Consider the following 17667-nt stretch of genomic DNA (forward strand, 5'->3'; position numbering starts at 1 on the left):
ATGACGGAGACCCAGGCGAAGTCGGGGGGCACAGGATCCTCGGCGGCTCCGGTCGACGAGGAATCCGCCGCCGGAGGCACATCAACGGCCACCGGCCGCGCCGCTGTCGGCCGGGCCAGCGTGCCCGGTGATTCGCCGTCGCCCAAGTTCACCCGGGCGCCAGGGATGCCTCCCCCGCCCGACAGACCTGCCGACGACTCAGCCGGTGACACCGGCGACTCCGTCGACGGTTCGACCCGCGCCGGCGGCACCGGCGACAGCGCCACTCAGCTCGGCGGCAGCTCCGCCTCTTCCGGAAGATCGGCACCTCCTGTGACGTCGGCACCTCCTGTTTCATCCGCTCCGCCGGCCAGCTCCGGCAGCGGATTCACCGGTGGAGCGCTCGGCGCCACCGCGGCAAGTGGCACCCGACCGGGCGGTGGGCTCGGACCCACCGGGCAGTTCGGCACCATCGGCGGCACGGCCCGGGTGGGTACGGCCACCCCCGGCTCGCGGACCGGGCTGGGTTCACCGACCGTACGCACGATCGGTGGTGCCGGCGCCGGCACCGGTGCCGGCGCGGCGCGAGTCGGCCCGGACGGTGCCCGGACCGCGCGACCCGGGGTCAGCTCGGCTGCCTCGCGAGGGCCTCGTCGTGCTCGACTGAACCTGAAGCGGATCGACCCCTGGTCGGTCATGAAGTTCTCGTTCGCGGTCTCGCTGGTGCTGTTCATCGTGGTGATCGTCGCGACCTCGGTGCTCTACCTGGCGCTCGACGCGATGGGCGTGTTCCAGAGTGTCAACGCCAGCCTCGGTGACCTGATCGGCACCGGAGCCGGGGACGGTCCGAGCCTGCGGATCACCGCCCAGGGCGTGATCGGCACGGCGGCGCTGTTCGGGCTGATCAACGTGGTGCTCTACACCGCGCTGGCGACGCTCGGCGCGTTCATCTACAACGTCTGCGCCGACCTGGTCGGCGGGATCGAACTGACCCTGGCCGAGCGGGACTGACCTGGCCCACGCAGGGAAGTGGAGGACGGCCGGGCGGGTCGATACCCATTGGCCCCGGCCGTCCGCGATCCGGTAGTCTCCCCATGGTCCGGCGCTCCGTTCGCCGGGACGCCGGTGGCTTTCGCCCCGAGTTGGGGTGTAGGGCACGGGTGCGGTAACCTTGCTCGTCGCGTACGGGGCTATAGCTCAGTCGGTTAGAGCGCAGAGCTGATAACTCTGAGGTCGCTGGTTCGATTCCAGCTAGCCCCACTCCACGACAGTCGAGCGTAAGGGGACACGCCCCATGGTCAAGAAGCTCCTCATCATCGCCGGGGTCATCGGCGTAGCCGCGCTGATCGCCAAGAAGGTCAAGGAGACCAGCGACGAGCGTGCCCTCTGGCACGAGGCGACCACCGCTCCTGACCTTCGCTGATCCGACTCCGGTCCCCCGACGGCGGTCGGCACCGTTGGCGCGGGACCGCTCGGGGCCATAGCTCAACTGGCAGAGCACTGCCTTTGCAAGGCAGGGGTTAGGGGTTCGAGTCCCCTTGGCTCCACCCACGTTTTGGCTGGTCAGTGTGCCAGGGCATCGACCTTGGTCACGCTGACCAGCCGGGCCATGAACCAGAATCAGCGAATCGTCAGCAGAAGTCGCCGAACACGTCCCGTACGTCGTCGTGGTCGGCAGACGGGTGCACGTAGAGGTTGAGAGTCGTTGACGCGCGTTCGTGCCCCATCACCCGCTGAACGGGCGTCGACCGGTACCCCGTCGCTGATGAGCCACGTGGCATACGAGTGCCGCAGGTCGTGGAAGCGGAGCCCGCCAGCGGCCTTGAGCGCGACCCGGTCGACGGCTTCCCGCTCGGTCGCGAACTTGGCCAGCAATTCGACGCTGGACGCCGGACCTGTCGACGAAGGTTCGACCGCCTGAGTGGGCTGCCGTCCCGCGTGGCGAACACCAGCGCGGCCGGCTTGGGTTCTGCGGGCTGTGCGCCGAGTCGCGCACGCAGCTGCGCAACGATCGGGCAGTCTGGTGTTCACTACGGACATCGGGCAGTCCAACGCCACCCAGGCCTGCCGGCGGGTAGGCCAGGGGAACTAGGTAGTGTCCGTGGTCTGGCAGGTGGCCGACCAGGCAGGCGTGAGCGTACTGACCGGGTTGATCGACGACTACCAGCTGACGGTCCAGCTCAGCGCCTGAGCCGTGCGCCGGACGACGATCTGGGGGCGGCACAGCTGTGCCCACCGCGCGGTCGAGCGTGGTGGGCACAGCTGTGCGGTGTGGGCTTGTTGACCGTCAGCGCTCCCGGTTCGGATAGCGGCGACGTTGGGTCAGGTGGACGAGAATCACTCCGCCGACGATCAGCACCAGGCCGACGACCAGGAAGTTCATTGTGTTCGCACCGGTCAGTGCCAGCGGACTGGCTGACTCGTCAGCGTCCGCTTCGTTTGCGAGGTTGTCCACGGCCGGCGCATTGATTCCGCCGGCGGCGGCAGTCGGGCTCGGGTCCGCGCTCGGCTGTGCGGTCGGCTCTGGGGTCGGGTCGGCTTCGTTTTCCTCTTCGGCAGCGGGCTCGGTCGGCTCCGGCGTGGGCTCGGCGTCCTGCGTCGGCGGTGCCGGATCGTCGGTGATCTCCGCCTCGGGGCTGGCCGGCGCCGGTGTCTCCTCGGCCGGTGGTTCCTCGGCGGGCGGTTCGTTGGCGGGCGGTTCCTCGGCCGGTGGTTCCTCGGCGGGCGGTTCGTTGGCCGGTGGTTCCTCGGCGGGCGGTTCCTCGGCGGGCGGTTCCTCGGCGGGCGGTTCCTCAGCAGGCGGTTCCTCAGCTCCACCGGCTCGGACCTCGATACGGACGGCGTCGATCGCCGGGGTCTGGTTGGCCCGCTGCATCATCGGGATCCGGTGCGATCCGTCACCGGCCCACGATGCGCACTGGGCGATTCCCTCCTGGGGCAGCCCGGGCACCTGGATGGTGACCACATCCGGCTCGGCACCGCCGCCACCGTCCTCGGTCGCGACGAAGAAGGCCGGCACCGGCTCCGGGTCGAGTGCCTCGGTGGTACTGGTCAGCATTCGGCAGGCGGTGTGGAAATGGCCGCGGGTCAGCCCGTCACCGGTCAGCAGCGCGGACTCCACGTAGTACCCGCCCTGAGCCGCCGGCAGGAAGCGGTCCCGGACCAGATTGCGGGTGCTGACCCGTAGTTGGAACGGTTCGCCGACGCCGACCGATTCCGGCGACTCGGTGATCAGCAGCGTCGGGTTCTGCTCTGCCGCACCGACCTCGCCGAACGCTGTCGAGACGCAGCGGCTGCCCACCTGGAAACCGTCGTGCGGCTCCAACGAGCTGTCGTCACATCCGGTACCGAGCACATCGAGTCCGTTGACCTGCTCGCTAGCCTTGCGATCCGTCCCAGCACTGGAGATCTGACTGACAGCGATCAGGACCCCGAAGGCGGACAGTGTTGCGACCGCGATGGCGGCGCGGCGCGCCCGTCCGCCCTTCGCGGGTCTGGCGGCGCGTCTGTGAGCCGGTTGTCCCATGTGCACACCTTCCGAATGCTCACCATGCTGTGATTTCTGTATTAGGCTCGGGCACGACGGTGCCGGCGGGGGTTTACCGGGAGCGGACGACTGGTCGTCCCAGGCCATACGCACACGTTAGGGAGCGGTTCAATCAAGAATCAACTTCAGCGCCAGAAATGATGATTTCTTGAGGCGCAAGTAAAGAAAACTTATGGCACCGGCCCTGAACGCTCGACATCAGCCGAACGGCTGATGTCGGTGTAGTTACTGTCGGTAGTGGCCGGATGTTACCGGCGGTCATCGTGCAGCAGCTTCTTCTGCACCTTACCCATCGCGTTGCGTGGCAGGTCGTCCACGATGCGCACTTCGCGTGGCCGCTTGTGGGCGGAGAGTTCGGTGGCCACGAAGTCGATCAGTGACTGTGGGGACACGCCCTCGGCCACCACGTACGCGACGACCCGTTGCCCGAGGTCGGCGTCGGGTGCGCCGATGACCGCCGCCTCGCGTACCGCCGGATGGGCCAGCAGCACGTTCTCCACCTCGCCGGCACCGATCCGGTAACCACCGCTCTTGATCAGATCGGTCGAGGCACGGCCGACGATACGGTGCCAGCCGACCCGGTCGATCGCCGCGACGTCGCCGGTGCGGAACCAGCCGTCCGGGGTGAAGTCGCCGCGCCCGGCGGCGCCGAGGTAACCGTCGAACACCATCGGGCCGCGAACCTGCAGTTCGCCAATCGTTTCGCCGTCCGCCAGCAACTGCTCGCCACCCTCACCGGCCAGCCGGGTGTGTACACCGGCGAGCGGCGTACCGACCCAGCCGGGTCGCCGCTCGCCGTCGGCGCGGCTGCTGACCGTGATCAAGGTTTCGGTCATTCCGTACCGTTCGACCGGTGCCTGCCCGGTGAGCTCGGCGAGCGTGTGGAAGACCGGGGCGGGCAGGGCCGCCGAACCGGAGACGAGGAGCCGGGCGGCGCGTAACGCCCGTGCGGAGGGCCGGTCGGCGCAGATCCGGGACCAGATCGTCGGTACGCCGAAGTAGAGCGTGCCACCGGCGGCAGCGTACGCCTCAGGGGTGGGCCGGCCGGTGTGCACCAACCGGCAGCCGACGCGTAACGCGCCGATGACGCCGAGCACCAGACCGTGTACGTGGAACAGCGGCAGGCCGTGGACCAGGATGTCGTCCGGCGTCCACGCCCAGGCTTCGGCGAGGGCGTCGAGGTCGGCGGCGATGTTGGCGCTGGTGACCGGTACACCTTTCGGTGCGCCGGTGGTGCCGCTGGTGTAGAGGATCAGCGCGGGAGTGTCCGGCCCGGGCCCGTTGGGTGTCCGGCCGGTCGAGTGGCCCGGCTGATCGACTGGAGCGACGGTCAGACGCTGGCCGGGCCTGCCCCGGTCGGAGCCACCCCCGGCCGGCATCGTCGGGTCGGGGCCGAGCAGCAGTTGGGCCCCGGAGTCGCGCAGGATGTGGCCGCGTTCGACCGGGCCGGCGTCCGGCGGTACGGGGACCAGCGTGGTGCCGGCCAGCAGGCAACCGGTGAGCGCGACGACCGTGTCGAGGCTGGCGGTGGCGTCGACTGCGACGGTGTCGGCGTCGGCGACCTGCCCGGCGACGGCCGTCGCGGCTTCGAGTAGGTCGTCGCCGGACATCGACTGGTCGCCGACGGTGACCGCGGCCGGCCGGCCGGCCGGTTGCGTGAGGTTCAGCAACGCCATCTTCCCGACTCTCCTCCTGCCGGTGGGTGGACCGGCTCCGGTCCATTGTCGGGTCCGTGGCAGGGCTGCGCCGAACCGTCGCCGGGGCCGACCGCCCCGACGCGGTCCAGCGGCTGATCGACGCCGCCCCGCCCCGGCTGATCGATGTAGAGGTGACGACGGCCGACGGCGAGCCGGTGCTGGTCGGGCTGGCCTTCGGTTACGACCACCGGGTGACGACCGGGTCGGCGCAGTTGCTCGGTTGGAGCGTCGGTGAGATGGCGCTCGTCCCAGGTGAGTACCGGGTGACGCTGGCCGACGCCGAGCGGTACGCCGGTGACGGCGTGGCCGGGTTCGCCGTCGGTCCGCTGCCGCCGGAGCCGGACGGACGGGCCGCCGCCGCAGGTCTGGTCGGCCCGGCCGCCGGACTGCTGGTCTGCCTGGTCACCCTGATACTCCGGCAGCGGGCGACCAGCCGGGGGGCCCGACCGTGACTGCGACCGTGAGCCGATGCCCGGGTGTGACCAGATCGGTAGGGGGTGACGCCGATGGATCCGGACAAGCCGTTGCAGTCGTTGAGTGAATCCGAGCCCAGCAGTGCCCGGTGGGGTGAGCGGGCTGGCGCCGAGCAGGAGACGTACCGGCGCGAACCGGAGTGCCAACGGCATGAACATGAACGGCGGCTGGAGGAGGGACAGCGGTCCAGCGGCCCGCGCCGGCTGGGTGCCGGCCCGGCCCGCTGCCTGCCGTCGGTGGTGACGCTGCTGATCCGGCTGCCGTCATGACGAGCGCCGTACTGAAGTTCGTCAACCGGGTACGCCTACCGCTGCGTGGGCTGCTCACCGCCGGATCGGCGGCCGGCGGTGGACTGCTGCTGGTGCTCGGGTCGGTGCTGCCCTGGGTGACGGTGGCCCTGTGACGTCGAGCATGACCTGCGGGTGCTGGCCCGCCGCGCCGAGCGGCTGGCCAGCGCGGCCTGGGCTTCGAGGCGATCGAGAAGCAGCAGCGACTGCTGCGTCGCGCCCGGCGCCGTCCGGGCTGGCAGGATTCGCGCGGCTGTCCTGTTCATGACAGCCTGGGGACCGGTTCGTCGAAGCGGGGGAGGCGGCAGGTGCGGCAGCAGGTTCACTTCGTCACCGTGGCCACCGCCGACCTGGCCGCCGCGCGGCACTTCTACCGAGACGGGCTGGGCTGGCGTCCGACGCTCGACGTACCCGGGGAGATCATCTTCTTTCAGATCGGGCCGGGCCTGATACTCGGCCTGTTTGACGCGGACGCCTTCGGCCGCGACATCGACCCGGCTGCGGCGGTGGTGACCCGGCCGGGCGGGTTCACGCTGGCGCACAACGTGCCGACGCCGGAGGACGTCGACCGGGTGCTCGCGGAGGCGCGGGCGGCCGGTGGGACGGTCCTCAACCCGGGCCAGCGGGCCGACTTCGGCGGCTACCACGGGCACTTCGCCGACCCGAACGGCACGGTCTGGGAGGTCGCCTGCAACCCGGGCTGGCGGGTCGAGTCGGATGGCACCGTCGTGCTCGGCCCGGTCGATCAGATCAACTAGCTAGGGCTCTTTTCTGACTGCTACCGGTCAGTTCTGAAACACGTCGTCGGATTCCTGCCACAAATGTTCGTCGCTGCCTCCGGAAACTCATATGGCTTGTATTTCGGATGTATATCGGGATGCTATGGGATAAATGAGACGTGAAATCTCTGATTCTCTGTGGCGCTCTCTGATCACATGATGTCGAAGCGTTTGGTGAAATTTGGATCCAGCGGTTCTGGTTTGCATCTACCCAGCTCAGGCGGCAAGTTCCGCGAGTGTCCGTGATCAGTCATTCTGCTTGCGTTGTGATCAATGGAAATTTGCCAATACGCTGCTAGCGCCCAGATGGGTACCAAGACAAGGGAGGGTCTCTTGAAATCCACACTGCGCTGGTCGGCGATGGCCGGCCTGGCACTCGCGCTGGTCGTCACCGGCGCGCCGGCGGCCCAGGCGGAGTCGTCGCCGTTCAAGTCGGACGGCAACACGAGCACCGTCGCCCGCACCCTCGATGGCCGGGCGATCACCAACGCGAAGATCGCCAAGGAGGTCACCGACTTCTGGACCGAGGAGCGGATGGCATCGGCGGTCGACCTGACCTTCGCGAGGTCGGCGAAGGGTGTCGAATCGACGATCGTCGACGCCAAGCCCGACGGGCCGGCGGGTGCGGTGGCGCCGGTCGCGCCGAGCCTCGGCAGCCGCGGTGACGTCGGACTGATGCTCAACGAGTCGCAGGCCGTCGGCAAGGTCTACTTCACCACCCCCACCGGTGGCACCGCCTCCTGCTCAGCCAGCACCGTCGCCAGCGGCAAGCGCCGGTTGGTGATGACCGCCGGGCACTGTGTCCACCAGGGCCCTGGCGGACAGTGGTACAGCAACTGGCAGTTCGTCCCGCGTTACCGCAACGGCGTGCGGCCGTACGGCACTTTCGTGGCGAACAGCCTGAACACCCGTACCGCGTGGATCACCAGCGGAAGCTTCGCCGAGGACATGGGCATCGCCATCATGAACAACGGTGGCATCTTCGGCGCCAAGGTCGTCGACACCGTCGGTGGCCACGGACTGCGCTGGAACTACAGCTACAGCGTCTATGTCACCGCTCTCGGATACCCGTCCAACCTGGGCGGCGGTGAGAGCCAGTACTACTGCCAGGGCACCACGTGGAACCCCGGCGGTCAGCAGATCCGGATGTACTGCAACATGACGTACGGTTCCAGCGGCGGACCCTGGCTGCAGGAATACAACGACTCGACCGGCTACGGGTACATCAACAGCGTGGTCAGCCACGGTGACAACCCGGGCAATGGTCAGTTCGACGGCCCGTACTTCGACAACGACATCAAGAGCCTGTACGACTTCGCCGAAGGCCTTTCGCCGGCCTGATCCGACCCGTCCACCTGATCCGTCCCGTCCAAAGGTAGCCTCGGCCGATCCGGCCGGGGCTACCCCCGCTGCCAGTCCGTCAGCGGCTGCCAATCCGCTGATTGGCAGCCGCTGATTGGCGTGGCCTGTCCTCCGCCGCGAACCAACGTCGTTGTCACCGGTACGGTCACCGGTGCTCAGCGGCTCGTTGTACGACCTCCTCGGTCGTCAACGGGCTGTGCGGGTGGTGGCTCAGGCACATCGGCGCCTGCAGCTTGACGAACCGCGCGCCCTCCACCGCTGCGTAGAACTGTCCGGTAGCCATCTTGCCGACGTCAGGGATGTCGGTACCCTTGGCCCGCGCGACGTCACGGGCCGCCTCGATCTGCACAGGTGCGGTCAACAGGCCGAAGAACTGGGTGGCAGCGTTGCCGGGGATCTGATTGTGCAGCGCCTTCGGGGCCTGGGTCGCGAAGACCAGACCGAGCCCGTACTTACGGGCCTGTGACGTCAACGCGAGGGTGCTCTGGGTGCAGGCGGTGACCGAGCCGGATGGTGCGAGGGTCTGGGCCTCATCCATCACGAACAGTCCGCCGAGTGGCCGGTCGCCGGCCGGATTTCGCTTGATCCAGGTGAACAGGGCGAGCTGTAACTGGTTGACAAAACTCTGCCGCTGGTGGTCGTGTGGCAGTCCGACGAAGCTGATCACCGAGACGCGGGCGTGTCGCCCCGGCGGCGGCGTGAGTAAGGTGCCCGGGTCGACGGGAGTGCCGTCACCGCCGAGCAGCGGATCCTCGATCAACGCTGCCTTCAGTAGCTGCGCCATGCCTGCTGCCAGCTTCGGCGCGCTGTCGAGCTGGCTGACCCCGTCCGGTAGATCGTTCAACAGCTCGGTGAACGCCTGCAGGTCGCTGCCACCGTTCTGGACGTACCCGGTCAGCGCCTCACGCAGCACGGCCCGCCCCAGCCTCGCCTTGTCGGTGCCGCCGTCGACCCGGGCATGTGGCGCGAGCGTGGCGACGGCTGAGTCGACGGCGGCGCGGAACCCGTCGGGGTCGTCGAGCACGTCACCGAAGTTCGGCAACGGTTGAAAACTCAGCGGGCGGCCAGCACGACGCCCAGGCGTCCAGACGGCCACGTCGGTGCCGGCCAGGTAAGCGGCAGCCCGATCAGGATCCTCCGGACCCCAGCCGGTCGGCGGCTCCGGCCAGGCATCGCCGAGTCGGGCGAGGTCGTTGTTCGGGTCCAGCACGATCGCGGACACGCCACGCAGCGCGCACTCCTCGACAAGCCGGCGGATCAGCACCGTCTTGCCGGATCCCGAGCCAGCGAATATCACCGTGTGCCGACGCAGTGACTCCAAGCCCATCCGGACCGGTTCCGCCCGGCCGGCGACGGACCCGATCGTCAACTGGGGCGGGTCGATCCCGGCCGGCACCGCCAGCTTCTCGGCGGGCCCCCCTCGACCAGCGGACGAGTTCCCGCTAGCCGCCGGCCGCACCGATACGGAGGCCCGGCCGACCGCCCGCACCGGCGGGCCGACCGGTTGCATGGCCGGATCGGGCTCGGTTGGTGCCGTCGTGTCGTGACTGTCAGCATGGCTGTACCTGCCGGCGTCGGCACCGCCATCGAGCGCGTCGCGTAGGAAGGCGACGGTGGAGGCCGGCTGCCGGGTGGCGAACCATGGCCGCAGCCGTTCCAACCCGTACTGCTGAATCAGCCGTTCCAGGGCGGCAAGGCGCCTGATGTCCGCGGTGGGGAAGGGAAGCGTCCGCCCGCCGGCTCTGGTGAACGCGTCGAGCAGTTCCCGGGTACGTGCACCGGCCGACCAGTCCGCGCTGCGGAGCAGGAAGAGTCGCCGCTTGGTGACCCCCTCGGTCAACCCGGCGGTGGTCATGGCGTTGCGGATCCGGTTGAGCGCCGCAATGTGGTGCGGGGCGCAGACGGCCCGGAACGACCAGTGCTCTTCGTCCTCGGTCTCCTCGTCGAGCATCCGCCGTAACCGGGCGTGCAGAGCCGGCTTGCCGCTGAACGGCAGCGGGTCGAGGCTGAACTCAGCGGCCGATCCGCCCTGGGCGGCGATCCACGCGGTCAACCCGGCCTGTAGCAGCGCCGGCACGCTCAGGTCCTCGCTGGACGGCTGCACCGCGCTTGCGGTCTCGGCTGACTCGATCAACTCGGCGTAGCTGATGTCGATCTTGACGAACTGGTCGGACTCGGCCGGCACCGGCTGCGCGGCGCCCTGCACCTCGGACTTGTCGGACCGATCGGGTGTGGAAACGGCATCGGACCTCGTGGCCGGGCCGTCGTTTCCGGACTGCGCGAGCAGCAGGTGGGCGAGCTCGCGCACCTGCCCGTCGGCCAGGCAGGAGCGCACCTGGGTGTCGATCCGACGGAGCAGTTCGCGCGGCGTGAACTGGATTACCTCAGCGAAGGCGGACGGGTGAATCGGCCACGTCGGGTACGGCGGGGTGAAGCCCAGCTCGTCGAAGACCAGGCCAAACCGCTTCTCCACCAGCTCTCGGCCGATCTCCGGCGACGGAATCTTCTTGAGCCGTACCGCTTCGCGGAACCGATCCTGCACGGTGTCGGTGGCCTGTTCCTTGATGTTCTGCCAGGTGTGCGGCAGGCAGGAGACGATTGACAGCGAGCGACGCATTGTTTCCCGTAGCGACATCAACCCGGTCGCCACCTGCTCCAGGAGCAGCGAAGCCTGCCAGTCGACCTCACCACGGGTCTCGAGGCTGGTCGACTTCACTGACTGCGCGACAAGCAGGTCTATCTGGTCGACTGCGACGACTGTCGGGCCAACCATCGCCAGCAGCCGGGACGTGTCGCGAACCACTTCCTGGGGAGCCCGCCGGTGGCGTCGCATACCCCAGTCGGTCCGAGCGCCGACTTCCTCCTCGTCGTTCGAGCAGAGGAAGTCGTGGCCGACATCCTGCGCGGTGCCGATGTCCGAGGCGAACAGAACCAGCGCCCGTGCCGTGTCCTGGCATTCAGTGCCGATGTGGCGGTCGGTCTTACGGATCTGATCAACAAAGGCATCAAGGGCATGCCGGGTGAGTTCACCATCGCCGGTGATGGCCCGGCGGACGGCTCTCGGCGCCTTGATCTTGTCTGCCAGCCGGAGAAGGAAGCTGCGCACCTGGGTCGTACCGTCGGGCAGCGGCCGAGCGAAACCATCTATCATCGACAGCGCCGCGCTGCGCCAGAAGGCGCTAGCCTCCAGCAGGCTTACCAGGAAAAAGAAGCCTCCGGCTCCCTGTACGCGGTGGCGCACCTCGCCGAGCAGGTGCGTCTTACCGGTGCCGCGTTGCCCGAGGATCGCCAGTCCCACCGGGCTGGAGTCGATCGTGTGGTGGGCTTCGGCAAAGCTCTCCATCACCAGCTGGACGATTTCGTGGTGCAGCCCGTCGACGTGAAACGGGGCTGGCTTCCAGACGTCGTCCGGGGTGGGTGCCCAGTTGAACCGGAGCGCGGCGAGGGCGCGCCGTTCCTGCTCCGTCATCATGACGAGATGGCAATGAGGTGCTTGTCCTGGTTGCCGATGCTCACTGCTGCTGCACGGTTTTGTGGCGTGAGTGACTTCTGGTTGGACTCCGGGATCAGGTCAACGTCGGGGTCCTGGTTGAGCTTGATCAGCGCGGCGTCGAGATCGTCGCGAGACAGATCGGCGAGCGCGGCCCGCAGCGCGGCCAGCATGACGTAGTCGCCGGGCTTGTCGATCAGCTCGTGGTACGCCCGCCGGATCCGCGTGGCCGCGTCGACCTGGCTCGCTTCGCTGCCGTTGGCCGGCGTCGCGACCGGCTCTGCCGGGTCAGTGGTGGAAGCGATTTCGTTGGGCTTGAACTGCATCCGGAACAGGTCGTCGGCTGGCACGCCCGAGTGGTCGATCAGCCGACGAACGAAGTCGAGCACCGTGTAGAGCGTCGCACCGGCGGTGCCGGCACCCTTCGGTGGCTCGTCCTTGCTCAACTCCGCCTTGGCCGCCCGCCACCCGCTGTCGGTCAGGTGCAGGGTGATCGGCTTCTCCGTCACCTCGATCAGCCCGAGGGATTTCAGGGCGCGGCGATGGGTCGCTTTGAACCCGGTGACGCCCGCGACGTTGATCAGGTAGCTCTGCTGCAGTGGAGCGGCCTTGACCATCAGGTTGATGAGTACGCACCGCTCGACGAGGGTGAGTTCCTTCTCCGACATGCGGTGCTCCTCAAGGGGCGTGAGCGGTCGCATCGACATGGCGATGATCAATAGCTCGGGGTGGCCGGGAAGATGGGTGCTGGGCCGGGGGCGGCTGGGCACTGGCCGATTCTGCCGATACCGCCGGATCGGCGCAAGGTCCGTCCGTGCGGCGCAGATAGCTGACACTCCGCGATGAGTTGATCTTCAATGTCGCAGGGCAGGAGGTCACCTGAAACACCTGTTCGCAGGGGCCGGAAAGTGATCATGAATAGAACCGTTGCCAAATCTCGTCGGTGAGAGGCAGCATGGCTGGTCGGTGCAACCCGGGTGGCGGTCCGCAAAGCGCGGGCTGCGGTCTTATGCCCGTTTCTGGCGGGCAGCGGAGGTGTGCGGTGCAGTCCGAAGTGGTCCGCTACCAGGTCGACGACAAGACGGTAGCGATGGTCGAGATTGATCCGCCGGTTGGTTTTCAGCCGGCCGGGGTCGGCGACGTCGTTGGCTGGGTACGGGAGTCCGCCGCACCTGCCATCGCCGCCGCCAGCGTGTTGTTGGACCAGGTGAAGGCGGTCTCCCCGGACGCCGTCGAGGTGAAGTTCGGCATCAAGGCGACCGGCACGACCAACTGGGTGGTCGCCAAGGCGGCGGCTGAAGGAAACTTCGAAGTCACCCTCGGCTGGTATCCGGGTGGGCCGCCGGACGCCGGCACCACGATGCGGCGCTGACCGGGACGGAGCGGCTGGTGACCGCAGGACCCGACGACTGCTCCTGGCTGGTCGCCCTGCACCGTGGGCAGCACCAGGACACCCCCGTCGGTACCGGCGTCGTTGTGGAGAGCAACCTGGTGCTGACCTGCCACCATGTCGCGTTCGGCAACGACGGGCAGCTGTACGACGACCTCTGGATCTCATTTCCACTGGCCGAGAAGGTCACCTGGTTCGACCGCCGCCGGATCGGCGGATGCCCGCACGACGGAATGCGGGGCGCCAAGGTCGACCTGGTCATGCTTGAACTCGTGGAGCGGGTGCCGGCCTCGGTGACCCCGGCCCGACTTCGTTGTCTGCCCCCCAAGCCGCTGGCGGGAAGTACCTACTGGACGTACGGGTTCCCGACGCACGTGGTCGGCGGCTGCCATGCCGAAGGTAGTGTCGGCCAGCCCGGTGGGTGGGGCCGCGTCATGATCCACACTTCGCCGGCCACCCAGCTGAGCAAAGGGTTCAGCGGCGGTGCCGTCTGGTCATCCGAGTACCAGGCGGTGGTCGGCGTCGTTGTCACCGCCGACGCTCAGGGCGGCGGCCAAGCCGTGACCCTGCACTACGCCGACCAGCAACTACCGGACATGAAGCTGGCGACCCTGTCCGCCTGGCGGGCCGCCGACGCGGACGACGCCGCCCTCGCCGCCTGGGGATGGGCCCTGGCCACCGACGGCGAGGCTGGCCGACACTGGCTGCCCAGGGCACGCGGGGTCGCGGTCGACACCGAGGGCGGCGCGCGGTTCCGCGGCCGGGCCGCCGCCCTGCGCCGCATCGTTGACTGGATCGACAGCGCCGAACCGGTCCGCCGGCCGCTGATCGTCACCGGGTCGCCGGGGGTCGGCAAGTCAGCCGTACTCGGGCGGATCGTCACCACCGCCGACCAGCAGATCAGCGGGGAGCTGGCCGACACCGACGTGGCCGTCCGAGCTCCGGTCGGTGCGGTTTCCTGCGCGGTTCATGTCAAGGGCAAGACCGCCCTCGAAGTCGCCGCCGAGATCGCCCGTGCCGTCGCCGTCGAGCTGCCCGGCGTACCGGCTGATCTGATGCCTGCCGTGCGTGACCAGCTGAACCACCGGCGGACCCGGTTCACCCTGATCCTAGATGCGCTCGACGAGGCGACCGACCCGGCGCAGGCGCGCATGGTGATCGACGACATCCTGATGCCCCTGGCCCGTGACTGTGGCCCTCGGGGCCTGCGGATCGTGATCGGCACCCGGCGCTCTGACGATCACGGTGACCTGATCAGCCGCTTCGGCGGTAACGCGGAACTCGTCGACCTGGACGCGCCCGAGTACTTCGCCGAATCCGACCTGGCCGACTACGCCCAGGCGACGCTGCAACTGATCGGTGCCGAACGACCAGGCAACCCGTACGCCGATCCGACCGTCGCCGCGCCGCTCGCCCGCCGCATCGCCGCGCTCGCCAAGGGAAACTTCCTGGTCGCTGGCCTGGTCGCCCGCGCTCACGCACTGCGCGACAACACCGCGATCGACCCGGACGAGGTGTCGTTCACCGCTACCGTGGCGCACGCCCTGGACACCTACCTGGCCGGGCTGCCGACCGCCGGTCGGACATCGGCCCGGCTGGCGTTGACCGCCCTGGCGTACGCCGAGACGCCGGGACTGCCGCTGCCGTTGTGGCAGTCCGCGATCGAAGCCCTCGGCGGAGCGGTCACCGAGCCGGAACTCGCGGACTTCGCGCGTACCTCGGCGGCGAACTTCCTCGTCGAAACGGGCGGCGGCGCTCAGCCCGCGTACCGGCTGTTCCACCAGGCGCTCAACGACGCGCTGCTGGCCGATCGCGACGCGCAGGCCTCGCGGCGCGACGACCACGCCCGGCTGCTGGCGAACTGGACCACCATCGCGCGAGCTACCGGATGGGCCACAGCGTTCGACTACCTGCTGCGGTCGCTGCCGCAGCACGCGGCCGGCGCCGGCGCAGTCGACGAGCTGCTCACCGACGACGACTATCTGCTGCACGCCCACCTGGACCGGTTGCTCACGGTGGCGGACGCGGCCGAGGCGCCGCTCGCCGTCACCCGTGCCCGGCTCCTGCAACGGACCCCGCTGGCGGTGGCAGCCGCACCGGCTGAGCGGGCGGCGTTGTTCTCCGTCGTCGACCGGCTCGACGGCCTGGACAACGGGATCACGGCGGCGGCCGCCCCGTACCGGGCAGGCTGGGCGCACACCCCGCCTCGGCAGGAACGCAGCATCCTTGACGGACACTCCGAGGCCGTCTACGACGTCGCGGCGATCGTCATCGACGGGCGTCGGCTGCTCGCCTCGGCCGGCGACGACGGCACGGTGCGACTCTGGGATCCGCTGACCAACCAGGCCGAGCAGACGTTCACCGGCCACGACGACACGATCCACGGTGTCTGCGCGGTGCGCCTCGCCACCGGTGAGGTGCTGCTCGCCACGGCCAGCCACGACGGCACCATCGGCCTGTGGGACCCGCGTTCCGGGCACCGCCGGCACGAGCTGCGTGGCCACGGCGACTGGGTACGCAACATCTGCGCGATCCCAATGCCCGACGGTGACCTGCTCGCCTCCGCCGGTGACGACCGGACGGTGCGGTTGTGGGATCCGGGCACGGGCAGACCGGGCCATGTGCTGAGCGGGCACACCGGCTGGGTGACGGCGGTGACCCACGTTCCTGTCGGGGACCGACAGTTGCTCGCCTCCACCGGCTACGACGGCACGGTGCGGCTGTGGGACCCAGCGACCGGTGGGGAGCCGACCGGAGTCCTCACCGGTCACCTCGGCTGGGTCAACACTTTGTACGCGGTGCGTACCCCCGGCCGTACCCTGCTCGCCTCGGCGGGCTATGACGGCACGGTGCGAATCTGGGATCCCGTGGCCGGGGCGTGCGTCCAGGTCCTGCGAACCGGAGGTCCGCTGACCGATCTGTGCACAGTCGATACCAGTGACGGCTGTCTGCTGGTCTCGACCGGTGAGGACGGACTGATCCGGATGTGGGAGGTGCCGACCGGCGCCCCGCAGCAGACCTGGATCCCCCGACCGAGCTTGCGCGGGCATGCCAGCTGGATCCGGGCGGTCTGCGAGCTGCCGACGGCGAACAACCGGATGCTCGCCACCGCCGGCGACGACGGCACCGTGCGACTGTGGGACCCGGGCGGTGGACCGCCGGGAGCGGTCGCCGAGCACGACCGGATCGGGGCGGTGACCGCGGTGTGCCCGGTGCCGGGCGCCGAGGGCCGGCTGGTCGCATCCGCCGGATTGGACGGGCAGGTACGGATCTGGGACGCGGTCACCGGTGCCCAACTGCGCGAGTTCCGGGCGTCGGACGGCCCGGTCAATGCGCTGTGTGTCGTACCCGACGAGGAGGAGCCGCGCATCCTGACCGCTGGCGATGATCGAGCCGTCAAGCTGTGGGACGCGCGGGACGGGACACTGCAGGGGGAGATGAACGGCCACTACGAGCGCGTCGCCGCCGTCTGCCCGGTGCGGCACGACGCGGAGCTGTTGGTGGCCTCTGCCGGTGACGACCAGACTGTCCGGCTGTGGCGTCCGTACTCGGGCGACGTGCGCCAGGTGTTACTCGGGCACGTGACCCTGGCCTGGGTGACGACGCTGGCCACGGTCGCCGGGCCGGCCGGCGAGCTGCTCGCCTCCGCGGACAAGAGCGGCACCGTCATGCTCTGGGACACCGACGGCACGCAGCTCTGGTCGCAGCAGGGGCATCAGGACGCGGTGAACGCACTCTGCGGGCTCGTGGTCGCCGGCCGTCCGGCGCTGGCATCGGCCAGCGCGGACCACACGATCCGGTTGTGGGACGCCGAGCTGGGTCAGCCGATCCACTGGCTGACCGGGCACACTGGGCCGGTGACCGGGCTTAGCCTGGTCCGGGTGGGTGGGCGTGACCTGCTCGCCTCGACCAGCCACGACCGCACCGTCCGGGTCTGGGACCCACCGACCGCTCGCGCGGTACGCACGATTCCCGTGCTCCATCCAGCGCTGGCCTGCTGCACCGTCGACGACACGCTACTGATCGGGCTGGACCAGGGCCTGCTGGCGCTCACGATCACGAGTTGAGTGCATCGAGGAGCCCGAGCCGTTGCAGCTCTGCGGCGATCGCATCGACCTCGTGCAGGGTGCCGTCGGCGACCGCGAGCATGAATTCCTCAGCGCGGTCGACGTCGACGTCCGGGATCGGCGTCCCGGTGTTGAGGTTGATGAAGACCAGCGCGGCGGCCCACGCCAGGCGTTTGTTGCCGTCGACGAGTGCGTGGTTGCCGCAGATCGAGTGCAGCAGACTGGCTGCCTTTCCTGCGAGGTCGGGGTAGGCCTCCTGCCCGAAGACGATCGTGGTCGGTCGGGCGGCGGCGGAGGCGAGCAGCCCGTAGTCGCGGACCTTGACTGGCGTGCCGAAGACGATCGAGCCGATCTCCAGCAGGTCTTCGACGTCGAGGTGGACGGTCACTGGGCCAGTCGGTCGAGCAGTTCGCGGTGGCGCTCGGCCACGTCTGCGGCCAACCCACGCACCTTGGAGCGCTTGCTGTGCCTCGCGACGTACTCCTCGATCGCGACGACGATGGTGGCGTTGGCCGACCGGTGCTCGGTCTCAGCGATCTGCTTGAGCCGCGCGTGCAGATCGTCCGGCAGGTTGACTGTGGTAATCATAGGAAAA

15 protein-coding genes and 2 tRNA genes are annotated in these 17667 nt (G+C 69.0%); 11 read left to right on the forward strand and 6 right to left on the reverse strand.

Annotated features, from left to right (window positions below; genetic code table 11):
- The 4 genes from ACFHW1_RS03935 (at position 1) to ACFHW1_RS03950 (ending at position 1526) form a co-directional block, all read left to right on the forward strand.
- Positions 1-990 (forward strand): DUF3566 domain-containing protein, encoded by a 990-nt coding sequence (locus ACFHW1_RS03935; protein ID WP_416550903.1) that lies wholly within the window; start codon positions 1-3, stop codon positions 988-990.
- A 175-nt stretch (positions 991-1165) separates the two neighbouring features.
- A tRNA-Ile gene (locus ACFHW1_RS03940) sits at positions 1166-1239 on the forward strand.
- Positions 1240-1273: 34 nt separating this feature from the next.
- A complete protein-coding gene (locus ACFHW1_RS03945; protein WP_282233038.1) occupies positions 1274-1402 on the forward strand; it encodes a DLW-39 family protein in 129 nt (42 codons plus the stop codon).
- 51 nt (positions 1403-1453) lie between these two features.
- Positions 1454-1526, forward strand: a tRNA-Ala gene (locus ACFHW1_RS03950).
- A gap of 740 nt (positions 1527-2266) precedes the next feature.
- Here ACFHW1_RS03950 and ACFHW1_RS03955 read toward each other — a convergent pair.
- Together ACFHW1_RS03955 and ACFHW1_RS03960 are read right to left on the reverse strand one after the other, a co-directional pair.
- Complete coding sequence (locus ACFHW1_RS03955; RefSeq protein WP_416568049.1) at positions 2267-3334, reverse strand: hypothetical protein; 1068 nt, start codon at positions 3332-3334, stop codon at positions 2267-2269.
- Positions 3335-3774: 440 nt separating this feature from the next.
- Positions 3775-5202, reverse strand: a complete 1428-nt coding sequence (locus tag ACFHW1_RS03960; RefSeq protein ID WP_416614823.1) for an acyl-CoA synthetase — start codon at positions 5200-5202, stop codon at positions 3775-3777.
- Positions 5203-5258: 56 nt separating this feature from the next.
- Here ACFHW1_RS03960 and ACFHW1_RS03965 point away from each other — a divergent pair, with 56 nt between their 5' ends.
- From ACFHW1_RS03965 to ACFHW1_RS03985, 5 genes are all read left to right on the forward strand, one after another.
- Complete coding sequence (locus ACFHW1_RS03965) at positions 5259-5675, forward strand: hypothetical protein (protein WP_416568051.1); 417 nt, start codon at positions 5259-5261, stop codon at positions 5673-5675.
- Positions 5676-5729: 54 nt separating this feature from the next.
- Entirely contained in the window at positions 5730-5966 is a 237-nt protein-coding gene (locus ACFHW1_RS03970) for a hypothetical protein (RefSeq protein ID WP_416550907.1), read from the forward strand.
- Positions 5963-6100: a hypothetical protein gene (locus ACFHW1_RS03975; RefSeq protein WP_416550908.1), complete on the forward strand. Its 138-nt coding sequence runs from the start codon at positions 5963-5965 to the stop codon at positions 6098-6100. The genes ACFHW1_RS03970 and ACFHW1_RS03975 overlap by 4 nt, the downstream gene beginning before the upstream one ends.
- Before the next feature lie 192 nt (positions 6101-6292).
- Positions 6293-6742: a VOC family protein gene (locus ACFHW1_RS03980; protein ID WP_416550909.1), complete on the forward strand. Its 450-nt coding sequence runs from the start codon at positions 6293-6295 to the stop codon at positions 6740-6742.
- A 327-nt stretch (positions 6743-7069) separates the two neighbouring features.
- Entirely contained in the window at positions 7070-8104 is a 1035-nt protein-coding gene (locus ACFHW1_RS03985; RefSeq protein ID WP_416550910.1) for a trypsin-like serine peptidase, read from the forward strand.
- A gap of 166 nt (positions 8105-8270) precedes the next feature.
- Here the strand turns inward: ACFHW1_RS03985 and ACFHW1_RS03990 are convergent, their stop codons facing one another.
- Positions 8271-11597: an ATP-binding protein gene (locus ACFHW1_RS03990; RefSeq protein ID WP_416568052.1), complete on the reverse strand. Its 3327-nt coding sequence runs from the start codon at positions 11595-11597 to the stop codon at positions 8271-8273.
- Positions 11594-12283 carry a hypothetical protein gene (locus ACFHW1_RS03995; protein ID WP_416550912.1) on the reverse strand — a complete coding sequence of 230 codons (690 nt, stop codon included), beginning with the start codon at positions 12281-12283 and terminating at the stop codon, positions 11594-11596. The genes ACFHW1_RS03990 and ACFHW1_RS03995 overlap by 4 nt, the downstream gene beginning before the upstream one ends.
- Positions 12284-12657: 374 nt before the next feature.
- Here ACFHW1_RS03995 and ACFHW1_RS04000 point away from each other — a divergent pair, with 374 nt between their 5' ends.
- Both ACFHW1_RS04000 and ACFHW1_RS04005 read left to right on the forward strand, forming a co-directional pair.
- On the forward strand, positions 12658-12987 hold the full coding sequence (locus ACFHW1_RS04000) for a CU044_2847 family protein (protein ID WP_416550913.1): 330 nt from the start codon (positions 12658-12660) through the stop codon (positions 12985-12987).
- Positions 12988-13004: 17 nt separating this feature from the next.
- Positions 13005-17072, forward strand: a complete 4068-nt coding sequence (locus tag ACFHW1_RS04005; RefSeq protein WP_416550914.1) for a trypsin-like peptidase domain-containing protein — start codon at positions 13005-13007, stop codon at positions 17070-17072.
- Here the strand turns inward: ACFHW1_RS04005 and ACFHW1_RS04010 are convergent.
- Positions 17062-17460: a type II toxin-antitoxin system death-on-curing family toxin gene (locus ACFHW1_RS04010; protein WP_416550915.1), complete on the reverse strand. Its 399-nt coding sequence runs from the start codon at positions 17458-17460 to the stop codon at positions 17062-17064. The two genes, ACFHW1_RS04005 and ACFHW1_RS04010, sit on opposite strands and share 11 nt — an antisense overlap.
- Positions 17457-17660 carry a CopG family ribbon-helix-helix protein gene (locus ACFHW1_RS04015; RefSeq protein WP_416550916.1) on the reverse strand — a complete coding sequence of 68 codons (204 nt, stop codon included), beginning with the start codon at positions 17658-17660 and terminating at the stop codon, positions 17457-17459. The genes ACFHW1_RS04010 and ACFHW1_RS04015 overlap by 4 nt, the downstream gene beginning before the upstream one ends.
- Between the last annotated feature and the right edge of the window lie 7 nt (positions 17661-17667).

Origin of the sequence: Micromonospora sp. LOL_014 (assembly GCF_048060245.1) — a bacterium.
Lineage (GTDB): Bacteria > Actinomycetota > Actinomycetes > Mycobacteriales > Micromonosporaceae > Micromonospora_E.

Bases quoted from the DNA above. Each gene is read 5' to 3' on its own strand.
- ACFHW1_RS03935 (WP_416550903.1), top strand. From the start codon at position 1: ATGACGGAGACCCAGGCGAAGTCGGGGGGCACAGGATCCTCGGCGGCT.
- ACFHW1_RS03945 (WP_282233038.1), top strand. From the start codon at position 1,274: ATGGTCAAGAAGCTCCTCATCATCGCCGGGGTCATCGGCGTAGCCGCG.
- ACFHW1_RS03960 (WP_416614823.1), bottom strand. From the start codon at position 5,202: ATGGCGTTGCTGAACCTCACGCAACCGGCCGGCCGGCCGGCCGCGGTC.
- ACFHW1_RS03970 (WP_416550907.1), top strand. From the start codon at position 5,730: ATGGATCCGGACAAGCCGTTGCAGTCGTTGAGTGAATCCGAGCCCAGC.
- ACFHW1_RS03975 (WP_416550908.1), top strand. From the start codon at position 5,963: ATGACGAGCGCCGTACTGAAGTTCGTCAACCGGGTACGCCTACCGCTG.
- ACFHW1_RS03985 (WP_416550910.1), top strand. From the start codon at position 7,070: ATGGGTACCAAGACAAGGGAGGGTCTCTTGAAATCCACACTGCGCTGG.
- ACFHW1_RS03990 (WP_416568052.1), bottom strand. From the start codon at position 11,597: ATGATGACGGAGCAGGAACGGCGCGCCCTCGCCGCGCTCCGGTTCAAC.
- ACFHW1_RS03995 (WP_416550912.1), bottom strand. From the start codon at position 12,283: ATGTCGGAGAAGGAACTCACCCTCGTCGAGCGGTGCGTACTCATCAAC.
- ACFHW1_RS04015 (WP_416550916.1), bottom strand. From the start codon at position 17,660: ATGATTACCACAGTCAACCTGCCGGACGATCTGCACGCGCGGCTCAAG.